The 14,940-nt window shown below is 63.3% G+C and carries 10 protein-coding genes; 5 read left to right on the forward strand and 5 right to left on the reverse strand.

Annotated features, from left to right (window positions below):
- The first annotated feature begins 10 nt into the window (after positions 1-10).
- A complete protein-coding gene (gene metH / locus C7I85_RS05180; RefSeq protein WP_428832824.1) occupies positions 11-3,793 on the forward strand; it encodes a methionine synthase in 3,783 nt (1,260 codons plus the stop codon).
- 34 nt (positions 3,794-3,827) lie between these two features.
- On the opposite strand, the gene pehA is transcribed toward metH, so the two are convergent.
- Positions 3,828-5,372 carry a phosphoric/sulfuric ester hydrolase PehA gene (gene pehA / locus C7I85_RS05185; protein ID WP_106722872.1) on the reverse strand — a complete coding sequence of 515 codons (1,545 nt, stop codon included), beginning with the start codon at positions 5,370-5,372 and terminating at the stop codon, positions 3,828-3,830.
- A 220-nt stretch (positions 5,373-5,592) separates the two neighbouring features.
- Here pehA and C7I85_RS05190 point away from each other — a divergent pair, with 220 nt between their 5' ends.
- Positions 5,593-6,546: an agmatinase gene (locus C7I85_RS05190; protein WP_106722873.1), complete on the forward strand. Its 954-nt coding sequence runs from the start codon at positions 5,593-5,595 to the stop codon at positions 6,544-6,546.
- A 115-nt stretch (positions 6,547-6,661) separates the two neighbouring features.
- Here C7I85_RS05190 and C7I85_RS05195 read toward each other — a convergent pair whose 3' ends face one another.
- From C7I85_RS05195 to C7I85_RS05205, 3 genes are all read right to left on the reverse strand, one after another.
- The gene (locus C7I85_RS05195) at positions 6,662-7,156 is read right to left on the reverse strand and encodes an NUDIX hydrolase (RefSeq protein ID WP_106722874.1); all 495 of its coding nucleotides are present in this window, start codon (positions 7,154-7,156) and stop codon (positions 6,662-6,664) included.
- A 538-nt stretch (positions 7,157-7,694) separates the two neighbouring features.
- A complete protein-coding gene (locus tag C7I85_RS05200; protein ID WP_106722875.1) occupies positions 7,695-9,317 on the reverse strand; it encodes an ABC transporter substrate-binding protein in 1,623 nt (540 codons plus the stop codon).
- Positions 9,318-9,391: 74 nt separating this feature from the next.
- On the reverse strand, positions 9,392-10,216 hold the full coding sequence (locus C7I85_RS05205; RefSeq protein ID WP_106722876.1) for a creatininase family protein: 825 nt from the start codon (positions 10,214-10,216) through the stop codon (positions 9,392-9,394).
- A gap of 194 nt (positions 10,217-10,410) precedes the next feature.
- Between C7I85_RS05205 and C7I85_RS05210 the strand changes: the two genes are divergently transcribed.
- From C7I85_RS05210 to C7I85_RS05220, 3 genes are all read left to right on the forward strand, one after another.
- Positions 10,411-11,025, forward strand: coding sequence for a helix-turn-helix domain-containing protein (locus C7I85_RS05210; RefSeq protein ID WP_106722877.1), 615 nt, complete (start codon positions 10,411-10,413; stop codon positions 11,023-11,025).
- A gap of 105 nt (positions 11,026-11,130) precedes the next feature.
- Positions 11,131-12,306, forward strand: coding sequence for an NAD(P)/FAD-dependent oxidoreductase (locus tag C7I85_RS05215; RefSeq protein WP_106723087.1), 1,176 nt, complete (start codon positions 11,131-11,133; stop codon positions 12,304-12,306).
- A 127-nt stretch (positions 12,307-12,433) separates the two neighbouring features.
- Complete coding sequence (locus tag C7I85_RS05220; RefSeq protein WP_106722878.1) at positions 12,434-13,933, forward strand: malonate--CoA ligase; 1,500 nt, start codon at positions 12,434-12,436, stop codon at positions 13,931-13,933.
- 74 nt (positions 13,934-14,007) lie between these two features.
- Here C7I85_RS05220 and C7I85_RS05225 read toward each other — a convergent pair whose 3' ends face one another.
- The gene (locus C7I85_RS05225; protein ID WP_106723088.1) at positions 14,008-14,937 is read right to left on the reverse strand and encodes a nucleoside hydrolase; all 930 of its coding nucleotides are present in this window, start codon (positions 14,935-14,937) and stop codon (positions 14,008-14,010) included.
- Positions 14,938-14,940: the final 3 nt, after the last annotated feature.

A 14,940-nucleotide genomic window follows, 5' to 3' on the forward strand; every position in this document is an offset into this window, starting at 1 on the left:
TATGTCGCAAATGAGTTCCTCGCTTGATGCCCTATTCGGGCCGATCGCAGAGACATCCCGAGGAACGGAAGTGCGTACCGCGCTGGCGCAGGCGGCAAGCGAGCGCATCCTGATTTTGGACGGCGCCATGGGCACGCAGATCCAGGGGCTAAGCTTCGATGAGGAGCATTTCCGCGGCGACCGCTTCGGCGGCTGCGCCTGCCACCAGCAGGGTAACAACGACCTGCTGATCCTGACCCAGCCGGCGGCGGTCGAGGAAATCCACTATCGCTACGCGATTGCCGGCGCAGACATCATCGAGACGAACACCTTCTCCTCTACAAGCATCGCGCAAGCTGACTACGGCATGGAGGAGATGGTCTACGAACTGAACCGCGACGGCGCCCGGCTGGCGCGGCGGGCGGTCATTCGGGCTGAACAGGAAGACGGCAAGCGCCGCTTCGTCGCGGGTGCGCTCGGGCCGACCAACCGCACCGCCTCGATTTCGCCGGACGTCAACAATCCCGGCTACCGGGCCGTCACCTTCGACGACCTGCGTATCGCCTATGCCGAGCAACTGTGCGGCCTGATCGACGGTGGTGCCGACATGATCCTCATCGAGACCATCTTCGACACGCTGAACGCGAAGGCCGCGGTGTTTGCGTGCAACGAGGTCTTTGAGGAGAAGGGCGTCGATCTGCCGATCATGATCTCCGGCACGATCACCGACCGGTCCGGCCGTACGCTGTCGGGCCAGACGCCGACCGCTTTCTGGCATTCGCTGCGACACGCGAACCCGTTCACCTTCGGGCTCAACTGCGCGCTGGGCGCCAGCGCCATGCGCGAGCATCTGGCCGAAATCTCCGATGTGGCCGACACGCTGGTCTGCGCCTATCCCAATGCCGGCTTGCCGAACGAATTCGGGCGCTATGACGAGACGCCGGAATATATGGCCGAGCAGATCGAGGAGTTTGCCCGCGAAGGCCTGGTGAATATCGTCGGCGGCTGCTGCGGCTCGACGCCGGAGCATATCCGCGCCATCGCCGAAGCGGTGAAGAAATATCCGCCGAGGCAGATGCCCGAGCACAAGCCGCTGATGAAGCTGTCCGGCCTTGAGCCTTTCACGCTCACGCCCGAAATTCCATTTGTCAATGTCGGCGAGCGCACCAACGTCACCGGCTCGGCCAAATTCCGCAAGCTCATCACCGCCGGCGACTATGCCGCCGCACTGGACGTCGCCCGCGACCAGGTGGCCAATGGTGCGCAGGTCATCGACGTCAACATGGACGAGGGGCTGATCGACTCCAAGAAGGCGATGGTGGAATACCTGAACCTCGTCGCTGCCGAGCCGGACATTGCGCGCGTGCCGGTCATGATCGACAGCTCCAAATGGGAGGTGATCGAAGCGGGCCTGAAATGTGTGCAGGGCAAGCCCATCGTCAACTCGATCTCTATGAAGGAAGGCGAGGAGGCGTTCCTGCACCATGCGAGGCTCTGCCATGCCTATGGCGCGGCCGTAGTCGTCATGGCCTTCGATGAGCAGGGGCAGGCCGACACCGAGGCGCGTAAGGTGGAGATCTGCACCCGTGCCTACGAGCTGCTGACAGAGAAGGCAGGCTTCGCGCCGGAAGACATCATCTTCGACCCCAACATTTTTGCGGTGGCGACTGGCATCGAGGAGCACAACAATTACGGCCTCGATTTCATCGGTGCTGCCGGCGAAATCACGCGGAACCTGCCGCATGTCCATATCTCGGGCGGCGTGTCGAACCTGTCCTTCTCATTCCGCGGCAACGAGCCGGTGCGCGAGGCAATGCACGCCGTCTTCCTCTACCACGCCATCCAGGCAGGCATGGACATGGGCATCGTCAATGCCGGCCAGCTGGCGGTCTACGAATCCATCGATCCGGATTTGCGTGAGGCTTGTGAGGACGTGGTTTTGAACCGCGCTCCCCAGGCCGGCGGCACGGCCACCGAGCGGCTGCTGGAACTGGCCGAGCGCTTCCGGGGCGCGGCCGGCAAGGAAGCCAAGGAAAAGGACCTCGCCTGGCGCGAATGGCCGGTCGCAAAGCGGCTAGAGCATGCGCTGGTCGACGGCATCACCGAGTTCATCGAGCTCGACACCGAGGAGGCGCGGCAAAATGCCGAGCGGCCGCTGCATGTCATCGAAGGCCCGCTGATGGCCGGCATGAATGTCGTCGGCGACCTGTTCGGATCCGGAAAAATGTTCCTGCCGCAGGTGGTCAAATCGGCCCGCGTGATGAAGCAGGCGGTCGCTGTGCTCTTGCCCTATATGGAGGCCGAGAAGGCCGCAAATGGCGGGAACGACGAGCGCCAGAGCGCCGGCAAAATCCTCATGGCGACGGTGAAGGGCGATGTCCACGACATCGGCAAGAACATCGTGGGCGTCGTGCTTGCCTGCAACAACTATGAGATCATCGACCTGGGCGTCATGGTGCCGGCGTCGAAGATCCTCGAAACCGCTCGGGCTGAGAAGGTCGATATTATCGGCCTTTCCGGCCTGATCACGCCGTCACTTGACGAAATGGTGCATGTCGCCACCGAGATGGAGCGCGAGGGTTTTGACATTCCGCTGCTCATCGGCGGAGCCACCACCAGCCGCGTGCATACGGCAGTGAAGATCCACCCGAAATACGAGCGCGGCCAGGCGGTCTATGTGACCGATGCCAGCCGCGCGGTGGGCGTCGTCTCCAGCCTGCTGTCGCCGGATGCGAAGCACGGCTATGTCGAGACCACGCGCGAGGAATACAGGAAGGTCGCCGACGCCCATGCCCGCAGCGAAGCCGAGAAGCAGCGGCTGCCGCTCGCCAAGGCGCGCGCGAACGCCCACAAGATAGACTGGGCGGGCTACGAGCCGCCAAGGCCATCCTTCCTCGGCACGCGCGTGTTCGAAAGCTGGGACCTCGGCGAGCTTGCCCGCTACATCGACTGGACGCCCTTCTTCCAGACCTGGGAGCTGAAGGGGCGCTACCCAAAGATCCTTGAAGACGAGAAGCAGGGGCCTGCAGCACGACAACTCTTTGGCGATGCCCAGGCGATGTTGAAGAAGATCATCGAGGAAAAGTGGTTCGCGCCCAAGGCCGTCATCGGCTTCTGGCCTGCCAATGCCGTCGGCGACGACATAAGGCTGTTCACCGACACGAACCGCGATGGCGAACTCGCCACCTTCTTCACCTTGCGCCAGCAGCTGACAAAGCGCGACGGCAGGGCCAATGTGGCGCTGTCCGACTTCGTCGCGCCACTGGAGAGCGGCAAGCAGGACTATGTCGGCGGCTTTGTGGTGACGGCCGGCATCGAGGAAGTGGCTATCGCCGAGCGCTTCGAGCGCGCCAATGACGATTACTCGTCCATCCTCGTCAAGGCGCTGGCCGATCGCTTCGCTGAGGCCTTTGCCGAGCGCATGCATGAGCGCGTGCGCAAGGAATTCTGGGGCTACACGCCGGACGAAAATCTCTCTGGCGACGAGCTTGTCGGCGAGGCCTATCGCGGCATCCGTCCGGCGCCCGGATATCCGGCCCAGCCCGACCACACCGAAAAGGTGACGCTGTTCCGCCTGCTCGAGGCCGAGAAGAATGCGGGGGTCAGCCTGACCGAGAGCTACGCCATGTGGCCGGGATCGTCCGTCTCGGGCCTCTATCTGGCGCACCCAGAAAGCTACTATTTTGGCGTCGCCAAGGTCGAGCGCGATCAGGTCGAGGACTATGCTCGCCGCAAGGGCATGACGGTGCTGGAAGTCGAACGGTGGCTGGGGCCGATCCTCAACTATGTGCCGGTGCGAGCGGCCGGGGCCTAAAGAACAGCCCAGGCCGCCGCCTGCTGGGGCAGGATTAGCGGTCCTTGACGATCAGCCCGTGCGGGCCTGAGCGATAGTGCGTTAGCGTCCGGTCGGCATGGCGCAGCCGCCAGGAAAGCGCCTTCTGCGCATAATCGCGCACCAGCGCCGCGTAAGCTGGCTCGTCGGCCAGATTGACGAATTCGCGCGGATCGTTCTTGAGGTCGAAGAAGAGCGGCGGCAGGGCCGCGAAGTGCACATATTTGTAGTTCTCGTCCTGCACGACGCAGAGGCTGCAATCGTCCATGTCGAGCCCCAGAGTGTCCTGCGGCTGCGAATAGAACACATCGCGGAAGTCGAACTCGTAGTGCAGCTCGGTGCGCCAGTCGTCTAGCCGGTCGCCCTTCACCAGCGGCACCAGCGAGCGTCCGTCGCATGCGCGCGGCACCTCGCCACCCAGCCAGTCGAGGATGCTGGGCATCACGTCGATGCTTTCGGTGAAAGCCTCCTCGATGGTGCCTGCGCGTTCGCCGGCCGACGGGTCCTTGATGACCAGCGGAATGCGGAAGCTCTCGTCATTGTAGCCGATCTTGCCAAGCAGGTGATGGTCGCCGAGCTGCTCGCCATGATCGCTCGTGAAGATGATCAGCGTGTCGTCCCATTGGCCGGTTTCGTCGAGATAGTCGAACACGCGGCCGAGGCAGTCGTCGATCTCGGTCATCAGCCCGCAATAGGTGGCGCGCATCTGGCGCAGTTCAGCCTCGTCCATCGTCGCGCCGGAGCCTTCCGCGCCGTGGAAGAACGAGCCTCGCTCGATGCTGTCGACATAGAAGCGCATCAGCGGGTGCTGGGCGCTTTCCGTTTCCGGGTCGGCGGCGCGCACCGGGGCGGGCATGTCTTCCGGCCGGTACATGGCGTGGTAGGGCGCCGACGCCACGAAAGGAGGATGCGGCCGATAGTAGCCGAGATGCAGGAAGAAAGGTTTTCCGGCGCGGCCCTTGAGATAGGTCAGCGCCCGTTCGGTGAAGTAGGTCGAGTCGGAGAATTCGGCGGGGATACGCGAAGGCTTGTCGGTAGCGCCCGGAACCGAATCCTCGCCCTCGGGCAGCCAGATATCCTCGCGCTTTTCCGGCAGCCCGAAGCCGTTTTGCGCCACCCAGCCGAAATAGCCGTCCATGTTGGGCTCGAAGGCGCCCACCGAGCGGAATCCCTCCATGATGTCGCCCAGCACAAGGAAGCGCGGATCATTGGTCGAGGTGGTGCGCGGGTCGGGCGTGGTGGAGGTGTAGCCAACCAGCGCAGGATCGTAGCCGATCGTGCGCAGCGCTTTGCCAAGGTTCGTGTGGCGCTGGTCGAGCGGCACTGTGTTCTGTACGGCGCGGTGGTTCATAAGATAGAGCCCGGTCAGCAGGCTGGCGCGCGCCGGACCACAGGGCACGCAGGTCGTGACATGGTTGCGGAAGGTGACACCCTCGCGGCAGAGCCGGTCGAGATTCGGTGTCTTCAGGAAGGACTCGCGCCCTTGGGCACGCAAGAGATGCGGGACGAAATCCGCCCGCCACTGGTCGACGACGATGAGAAGTACGTTCTTGCGTGCCATGTCTGCCTCGTTATGCGCGAGGCGGTCTAGGCACGGGCCATGTCAGTGCGGTGAAGCTTGCATAAAAGTTTGATGACGGCCGGTGTCATGCTCAGCGTGCGCGGCAGACCAGACTTGGCAGAGCGTTGGTCCTGGCATGACGGGTGGTTGCCCGGGGTGCCGCGACCGGCATAGTGAGCGTTCTGCTGGCGCCACAATCATAGCGCCCAAGGGAGAGAACATGTCCAAGCTAACCGTTCCGCCGCGCAAGATCGACCAGACCTTTATGGGGTTTCCGCTGGTCGAGGACCTCGACACGCTGAAGGCCGATATCGCGATCATCGGTATGCCCTATGGCAGCCCCTATTCGATCGACGAGATGACCAACGACCAGACGAATGGCCCCACCGCCATGCGTCGCGCCTCGCAGAGCATCAGCCTTGGGCTCGATAGCTACGACTTCGAGATAGGCGGCACCCTGTTCGACGGGCAGGACATCAAGGTGGTCGATGTCGGCGACGTGCCGGGCGATGTGGCCGACATCGGCGGCCATTACCGGCGTTCGGAGTCGGCGATCCGCAAGATCCTTGCAGCCGGCGCCATGCCGATCATTCTTGGTGGCGACCATGGCATCCCTATCCCGGTCTTCCGCGCGCTGGACGGCGAGGGACCGATCACGGTGATCCAGATCGATGCGCATCTCGACTGGCGCGACGAAAGAAACGGCGTGAAGGACGGCTATTCGAGCAACATGCGCCGCGCGTCCGAGATGGCGCATGTCGACCGCATCTTCCAGCTCGGCATTCGCGGGCAGGGTAGTGCGCGCATCGGGGAGGTCGAGGCCGCGCGCGCCTATGGCGTCGACATCATCACGCCGGCCCAGTGGGAGGAGGAAGGTACCGCCGCGATTCTGAAACGCATTCCCGATGGCGGGCGCTACTATCTCACGCTCGATGCAGACGGGCTCGATCCGTCGGTCATGCCGGCAGTGGCCGCGCCGTCTCCGGGCGGGATCAGCTATCGCCAGACCATCGACCTCATCAAGGGCCTGATCCGCAAGGGTCGACTGGTCGGCATGGACATCGTGGAGATAACGCCCTCGCGCGATCTCAACGATGTCAGTTCGATCACGGCCGGCAACATCATCCTGAACACTATCGGTGCTGCGGTACGCGCCGGATATTTCAAGCGCTGAAGCCAGGCAGGCCGAGCAGGGGTGGGGCAACCTCTCGGGCCGCATCCCCCAGATGCCATTGGCCGGCCGGACGCCCTGCCGCGACCTCGGCATCAGGTCCGAGGCAGCCAGAAGATCAGGCTGCTGCCTTCCTGGCCGCTCCATGAAACGTGTCATTCACACCGGTGGACGCCAACAAGTGCTTGAGGCCCGCGTTCGAAACGGCCTGTATGGCATCGTCCAAACGAAACCAGCGCCGCTTGTATTGCGTGCTTCCTGGCCAGTGAGTCAGCGTTCCGCGCACTTTCAGCCCATAGACCGCGACCTCGCACGACACAGTCGAACCTTCCGTTGGCGTCGCTTGGCTGGAATAGCAGCCGATGGGATTGGCATCGAGAAGGCCGACCACCCCGGCTTGTTCGAACGCCTCGCTCATCGCGGCCTGGCGTGGTGTCTTGCCACTGCTCGGCAGGCCGCTGAGCAACGACCATTGTTCGCTACCGCGAGGCGCGACAAGCAGTACCTTGATCTCGGCCCGCTTCGTGCGACGCCAGGGAAGCACGGCATAGAGAACGTGCTCTGACAGAATGGCGCCCGGATTCGAGGCAGGCCGCGCCGATACTGCATTCATGCGCGCCCTCCCAGCAGGTCGGCAGCCAGTCCAGGCCGTATCGGCGCACGCTGACCGTCAGCGCACCATGGACAACGCACGGCAGCACGCGGCAAACGGCGATGACAGGATTTGCAGCTTGGAAATGGTAGTCGATAAATCAATTTGTCAGCTCCGGAACTGGCGCGCGATGCGCAAACAACTCCACCGCAATTCGACTTCGAAGTGGGGTCCCGGAGCGGAAAGTCCTGTGCGGTGTTCAGTTCGTAATCAAGTCGCTCCGGGAGAAACCACGCGCTTCCCCGGCAAGCCTCGAAATCTTGATGAAAGTTTCCATGCACATACCTCCAATCTAGTCGAAGGAATTTATTATACAAGGACGTAGCCAAACTTGCCGCGAGCACGCGCCTTTCGGTCGCAGCGACGGCTTAGTTGAGCTAGAAGCAAGGGTAGAACTATCGAGTGGCTGCCAGAAGTGGCAGAAATTCTCGATCGAACCCACGTATGGCTCTCGTCGATCTGCTCCGTGGACCGGGGCCCACGGAGCTTAGTCAGCGATCTACTCGGTGATATCGACGTTTTCGAAGCGGTGCGAACCGAGTGGGTCCATCACATAGCCGGTCACGTTCTTCGACATAGGCAGCACCACCGTCGAGTGGTCTAGCGTTGCCCACGGCGCCTGTTCCTTGATCAGAACCTGCATCTGCTCGTAGATCTTGGCGCGTTCGGTCTGGTCGGAGGTCGTGCGGGCCTTCTGGATCAGCTCTTCCACCGGCTGGTAGCACCAGTTTGCGAAATTAGCGCCGCCCACGCCCGCGCAGCTGAAGAAGTAGCTGAGCAGATTGTCCGGGTCGCCATTGTCGCTGGTGCCGCCGAGGATCAAAGCGCCGTCGCGATCCTTGTCGCGGGCTCGCTTCACATACTCGCCCCACTCGTAGGAGACGATCTCGGCATCGACGCCGACCTTGGCGAAGTCGGCCTGGATCAACTCGGCCGTGCGGTGGGCATTGGGCATGTAGGGCCGGCTGACCGGCATCGCCCAGATCTTCATTTTCAGATCTTTCACGCCGGCTTCGTCTAGCATCTTCTTGGCCGCTTCCGGATCGTACTTCTCGTCCTCGACCGCGTCGTTATAGCCCCACATCGAAGGCGGCAGCGGGTTCTTTGCGACTTGGCCCGTGCCCTGGAAGATGGCGTCGATGATGGCCTTCTTGTTCATCGCCATGTTCAGCGCCTTGCGCACTTCGGGCTTGTCGAAGGGCGGCATCAGCGTGTTGTAGGCGAGATAGGCGATGTTGAGGCCTGGCTGCTCCATCACCGTCAGGTTGGCGTCGGCCTTCAGCCCGGCAATGTCGGCCGGCGCCGGATAGGCGGCAACCTGGCATTCGCCGGCCTGCAGGCGCTGGATGCGCGCGGTCGCATCGACGGTGATGGCAAAGATCAGGTCGTCGATCTTCGGCTTGCCGGCCCAGTAGTCAGGATTGGCCTGATAGCGAATGACTGCATCCGGCTGGTAATCGACGAAGCGGAACGGGCCGGTGCCGACCGGCTGCTGGTTCAGCTTGTCCTTAATGCCCTCGGCGGCCAGCTTGTCGGCATATTCCTTCGACATGATCGAGCCGAAGTCCATGGCAAGGCTGGCCAGGATCGAAGAGCTCGGCTGGTTGAGAACCAGCTTCACCGTGTGGTCGTCGACTCTCACGATGTCCTTGATCAGAGCCGGCATCTCCATGCCGTCGAACATTTCCCAGCTCGTGCCGGCGGCGTAATCGTACCACGGGTCGTCCTTCAGGCGCTGGCGGTTCAGCGAGAAGAGGATGTCGTCGGCATTCAGCTCGCGCGTCGGCGTGAAGAAATCCGTGGTCTGGAATTTCACGCCCTGGCGCAGCTTGAAGGTGTATTCGAGATTGTCGGCGGAGATCGTCCAGCTTTCGGCCAGGCCGGGCACGACATTGGTGGTGCCGTTCTCGAACTCGACCAGGCGGTTGTAGACCGGCTTGGACGAGGCGTCCCAGGTGCTGTTGGCGGAATAGAGCGCGGGGTCGAAACCTTCCGGCGAGCTCTCCGAGCAATAGACGAGGGTCTTGGCGAAGGCCTGGCTGCCGAGCAGCCCCGACAGCAGGGCGATGGCGACGCCGGAAGCCAGCTTTGCGGCAAACCTGCCGCGAACAAAATTCTTCATGTCTTCTCCCTTTTGCTTGTGGGCAGTTGACGGCGACCGCCGCAGGCGGCCGCTTTCAGTTTGGCAGCTCTCGATTAGTCCGCTCGACCTGCGGTGGTTTCTAGGCCGCGCCCCGCACGCCAGACCGGGTCCGGCCGGGTCCAGAGGATGTCGGAGGTGATGAATTTGGCGACCTCGCGCGCCTGCAGCGCCAGGAATTTTTCGCCCTTTTCGGCCGTGCCCTTGCTGGGGAAGCCCCAGGTGCCGGTGGTCGGCGCACGCTCGGAGAAGGAATAAAAACGCGAGGCGCCGTACGGGGCCTCGTTCTGGCCGGCCGGTATGGCTTCGGCGTCCTTGAACTTGTCGGTTTTCACGCAGTCGCCGGCAATGGCGAGCATTACCGAAGCCTCACCCTCGCAGGCATGCTTGGGACCGTCGTCGGCTTCGAACAGCGCAGCGGTCTCTTCCGCTGCGAGGAACCACGGCGTGGTCGCCACGATCGGCATGTCGAACTCAACCGCCAATTCGCGCGTAGCCACCGCCAGCGGGTCCATGTTGCCGCCATGGCCGTTGACGATCAGCAGGCGCTTGAAGCCGATGGCCTTGAGCGAGCGGGTGACGGAACGCAGCATGGCGTGATAGGTCGCATAGTCGGCGGTGATGGTGCCGCCGAAGGGCAGGTGATGCTCGCTCATGCCGAGCCACAAACCGGGAAGCACCGCCAGCGGCACGCTTTCGTTCACCAGCTGCGCGGCGCGCACGGCAACGGCGACAGCGCTGGCCGTGTCGGTGATGACCGGCAGATGCGGCCCGTGCTGCTCCAGCGAGCCGACCGGCAGGATCGCCAGCGCGTTGCCGCGCGCGGCGATCTCACGCAGTTCCGGTGCCGTCATGCGTGCCCATTCCACTTCGCGAGCCATCGATTCTCCTTTCCTCGAAAACAATTGCCGGCAAAAGGCTCCTCAGGAGCGCATCTTCCGCAGGTTCTCGGCAAGGCACAGTGCCTTTCCGATCATGTCATTCACTTTCCAATCCGCTAATTGATTTTCCTTGTTGCCGGCAAAGTCAATGGCTATCGTCACACTGTGGAAATTGGACCAACGATTGGGGATAGATGGCCGAGCATCCGAAACTGGGCCCAAGCCTGAAGGCCTTGCGCCAGAAACACGGCTGGAAGCTGAGCGACGTCAGCCACAAGACCGGCGTTGCCGTGTCGACGCTGTCCAAGGTCGAGAACGACCAGATGTCGCTGTCCTATGACAAGCTCCTGCAGATCAGCGAGGGGCTGGGGCTGAACATGGCCGAGCTGTTCGCGCAGCCCGAGGCGAATGGCGACCGGCTGGCGCGCCGCTCGGTCAATTTCCAGGGCAACGGCCTGCGCCAACAGACTCAGAACTACGACTATCTCTATCTCAGCACGGACATCACCAAGAAGCGTATGGTGCCGGTGCTGACGCGGGCCACGGCGCGCACGCTGGAGGAGTTCGGGCCGCTGATAAGGCACTCCGGCGAGGAGTTCATCTTCGTGCTGGAAGGCGCCATCGAGGTGCATACGGAGCACTACGCGCCGGTGCGGCTGGAGAAGGGCGAAAGCATCTATATCGACAGCACGATGGGCCATGCCTATCTCGCCGTCGGCGAGGGCGACGCGCTCGTGCTCGGCGTCTGCTCCAGTGCGCAGCCGAATTTTCAGTCGGCGCTGATCGAGATGTTCGACCGGGAAAAGTGACGGGCCCGACGTTTGACGTCATTTTCAAATTTTGAAAGTGTTTTCCTTTAGGAAAATCATGTGCCGCAGGCCTCGCCCCGGCATGCACAAGCCGAGGGACTTTTCATGACATCGGAACATGCCAGCCAGCGCGAGGGACGGGAGCCTGTTAAAGCGGATGTGGTGATCGTCGGCGGCGGTATTGCTGGCGCCTCGATCGGTTACTGGCTGGCGCCGCATCTAAAGGTCGTGCTGCTGGAGCGTGAGAGCCAGCCCGGCTATCACTCCACTGGCCGCTCGGCCGCGCTGTTCAGCGAAAGCTACGGCACCGCGCAGGTGCGCGCGTTGACCATGGCGAGCCGCGCCTTTCTGCAATCGCCGCCGGCGGGATTCACCGATCATCCCATCCTGTCGCCGCGCGGCACACTCGTGGTTGCCTCGGCCGAGCAGGCGCATCTGCTAGAGGAACATGAGGAGGCCGTGCGCGCCATGGGACTGCCCGGTGAGCGGCTGGATTACGCAGCCGCGAAGGCTTGGGTGCCGGTGCTGAAGCCAGAGGCGGTCGTCGGCGCGGTCTACAACCCTGACTCCGAGGACATGGACGTTCACGCCCTACACCAGGGCTATCTGCGCGGCTTGCGGCAGGCCGGCGGCACCGTGGTGAGCAATGCCGAAGTCACTGCCGCCGAGCGGGTTGGCGGCGACTGGCGCGTCACCGCGTCGGGTCAGGACTACATCGCGCCCATCGTGGTGAACGCCGCCGGCGCCTGGGGCGACGTCGCCGGGCAACTCTTCGGCGCGCGCCCTCTGGGACTCGAGCCGCGACGCCGTACGGCCTTCGTCTTTGCGCCGCCGGCCGGGATGGATGTGACCCGCTGGCCGCTGTTCATGAGCGCCGACGAAAGCTGCTATGTGAAGCCCGACGCTGGCGTGCTGCTTGGCTCGCCCGCGAACGCCGACCCGACTATGCCGCAGGACGTGCAGCCGGAGGAACTGGACATCGCCCTCGGCATCCATCGCATCGAGGAAATGACGACGCTTTCGGTCGGCCGCCCCATCCGCGTGTGGGCGGGCTTACGCTCCTTTGTCAGCGATGGCGACCTCATCGGCGGCTTCGATCCCGCGGTCTCCGGGCTCTTCTGGGTCGTGGCGCAGGGCGGCTACGGCATCCAGACCTCCGCTGCGATGGGCGAAGCCTGCGCCGCACTGGTGCGCGGAAAGCCCTTGCCACAGCGGATCGCGGATTTTGGCCTCAGCGAAGCGCAACTCAGCCCGAAGCGGCTGAATGGCACTGTCGGCTGACCAACTCCCGAAGACTGGCCGACAACAGAGGGATTGACTGTCCTTCCGCTTTGATGCGACCCGAGGGGCGAGAGTTGTTTCGCTGCCCCCTCAATTGAGGGGGCGCCGACCGTTCTGGAGTCAAAGCATGGCCAATCCGATCTACGACGCGCTTGTCGGCATCCATCGCGGCAACGCGAAACCGTTCCTGTATCTCCAGGACGGGCGGGTGCTGAGCCATTCGGATTTCGCCAGCCTTGTTGGGCGCATTGCCACGGTGTTGCGTGACAACGGCGTGGAAGCAGGCGACCGCGTCGCCGTCCATGCCGCCAAGACGCCGGAAACGCTGGCGCTGTTTTTCGGCTGTGCGCAGATCGGCGCGGTGTTCCTGCCGCTCAATACCGCCTATACGCTGGAGGAACTGCGCTTTTTCCTCGGTGATGCTCAACCAAAGCTCTGCATCTGTTCGCCGGAGGAGGAGGCCGACATCGCCGCGCTGCTGGAGGGCAGCGGCCGCGCGCTCACCATTTCCGCCGACAGCACCGGAAGCGTCGCCGATGCGATAACTAAGGCTGAGCCGTTGAAGGATGTGGCGGACAGGGACGATAACGATCTCGCCGCGCTGCTTTACACCTCGGGCACCACCGGGCGCTCCAAGGGCGCCATGCTGACCCAAAACAACCTTCTGTCCAACACGCGCGCGCTGATGGCCGAGTGGCGGTTCACGGCCGACGACGTGCTGATCCATGCGCTGCCGATCTTCCACACACACGGCCTGTTCGTCGCCACCAATGTCATGCTGGCCGCCGGCGGCAGCATGATCTTCCACCAGGCATTCAACGCCAACGCCATTCTCGACGATTTGCCGCGCGCGACCGCGCTGATGGGCGTGCCCACTTTCTACACGCGGCTTTTGGCCAGCGACCGCCTGAACCGCGATCTGGTCGGCCATATGCGCCTGTTCGTTTCCGGCAGCGCGCCGCTTCTGGCCGAAACCCATGTCGAGTTCGAGGCGCGCGCCGGCCATCGCATCCTCGAACGCTACGGCATGACCGAAACCAACATGAACACGTCGAATCCCTATGAGGGCGAGCGGCGTGCCGGCACGGTCGGTTTCCCGCTAGCGGGGACTGAAGTCCGCATCGCCGATGCCGACGGCAATCGGTTGGCGCAAGGCGAGATCGGTGGGATCGAGGTGCGCGGGCCGAACGTCTTCGTCGGCTATTGGGGCCTGCCGGAAAAGACCAAGACAGAGTTCCGCCCGGACGGCTACTTCATCACCGGCGATGTCGGCATGATCGATAAGGACGGCTATCTGCACATCGTCGGCCGCGCCAAGGATCTCATCATCTCGGGCGGCTTCAACATCTATCCCAAAGAAATCGAGCTGGTGATCGACCAGGTCGAGGGCGTGGTGGAAAGCGCGGTCATCGGCGTCCCGCATCCCGATTTCGGCGAGTCGCCGATCGCGGTCATCGTTGGCGACGAGGCCGCACGGCCAGCGGTGGAGGCCGCACTTGCTACCTCCCTTGCGCGCTTCAAGCAGCCCCGACAGCTCGTCTTCGTGACGGAACTGCCGCGCAACACCATGGGCAAGGTGCAGAAGGCCGAACTGCGCAAACAGTATGGCGAACTGCTTTCGAACTGACGAATGAAAGGCCCCGGCGCAAGAAGCGACCGGGGCCCTGAGTTCAACTCAGCTCGAGAGGCTGGCTGCCCCGACTAGTCTCTCAGCAGGTCGAACATCAACTTGAAGAAGCGGTCGGCATCGACCTCGTAAGCAATCTTCGCGTTGTCCTTCTCGCCGCGTTCGCCCCAGAAGTCGGCCACCGTGGCGCCGAAGGTGTAGGTGCCCTTGAGGTCGACAGCGATGTGGGCCGGGCGGGTCTTGACCAGCGTCGGGTCGATCGCCAGCGCCAGCGCCAGCGGATCGTGCATGGCGCCGCCGACACCCATCGAGTTGCGGTGCAGCTTTTCGTAGAACAGCAACCAGTCGTTCACGAGCCGGCCGAGCGGCGTGTCGATCTTGGCAAGCTCGGCATATTGCGGCTCCTCGATCAGTACCTGCATCGTCACGTCCAGGCCGACCATGGTGATCGGCACGCCCGAATCCAACACGATCTTTAGTGCCTCAGGATCGCAGAAGGCGTTGAACTCGGTCGGCGTGATGATCTCGCTCTTGCGATAGAACACGCCGCCCATCCAGATCAGCTCCTTGATCTTGGGCAGCACATGCGGATGCTTGAGGAGTAGCAGGCCGATGTTGCAGAGCGGGCCGGTCGCCACAACCAGCGTCGGCTCGGCGCGCGCCAGCAGCTGCTCAGCCAGGAAGTCGACCGCATGCTGTTCCACCGGCTTGATGGTCGCCTGGGGCAGGTAGGGCGTGCCCTCCAGACCGCTCGGGCCGTCGGCGGTGCCGAGAACCAGCGGCCGCGCCAGCGGGCGATGGCAGCCGGCCGCGACCGGCACGTCGCCTGCGCCGATATATTCCAGGATGCGCAGGGCGTTTGTCGTTGTCTTTTCAAGCTCGGCGTTGCCGCAGGTGGTAGTCACGCCGAGCAGCTCGATAGCCGGCGAACGATGTGCCATCACCAGCGCGATGGCGTCGTCATGGCCGGGGTCGCAGTCGTAGAAAATCGGGGTAGGGGTCATGTC

This window comes from Pseudaminobacter soli (ex Li et al. 2025), from assembly GCF_003012705.1.
In the GTDB taxonomy this organism is placed as follows: domain Bacteria; phylum Pseudomonadota; class Alphaproteobacteria; order Rhizobiales; family Rhizobiaceae; genus Pseudaminobacter; species Pseudaminobacter soli.

Coding starts and splice junctions, on each gene's coding strand:
- metH (WP_428832824.1), top strand. CDS start 11: ATGAGTTCCTCGCTTGATGCCCTATTCGGGCCGATCGCAGAGACATCC.
- pehA (WP_106722872.1), bottom strand. CDS start 5,372: ATGGCACGCAAGAACGTACTTCTCATCGTCGTCGACCAGTGGCGGGCG.
- C7I85_RS05190 (WP_106722873.1), top strand. CDS start 5,593: ATGTCCAAGCTAACCGTTCCGCCGCGCAAGATCGACCAGACCTTTATG.
- C7I85_RS05195 (WP_106722874.1), bottom strand. CDS start 7,156: ATGAATGCAGTATCGGCGCGGCCTGCCTCGAATCCGGGCGCCATTCTG.
- C7I85_RS05200 (WP_106722875.1), bottom strand. CDS start 9,317: ATGAAGAATTTTGTTCGCGGCAGGTTTGCCGCAAAGCTGGCTTCCGGC.
- C7I85_RS05205 (WP_106722876.1), bottom strand. CDS start 10,216: ATGGCTCGCGAAGTGGAATGGGCACGCATGACGGCACCGGAACTGCGT.
- C7I85_RS05210 (WP_106722877.1), top strand. CDS start 10,411: ATGGCCGAGCATCCGAAACTGGGCCCAAGCCTGAAGGCCTTGCGCCAG.
- C7I85_RS05215 (WP_106723087.1), top strand. CDS start 11,131: ATGACATCGGAACATGCCAGCCAGCGCGAGGGACGGGAGCCTGTTAAA.
- C7I85_RS05220 (WP_106722878.1), top strand. CDS start 12,434: ATGGCCAATCCGATCTACGACGCGCTTGTCGGCATCCATCGCGGCAAC.
- C7I85_RS05225 (WP_106723088.1), bottom strand. CDS start 14,937: ATGACCCCTACCCCGATTTTCTACGACTGCGACCCCGGCCATGACGAC.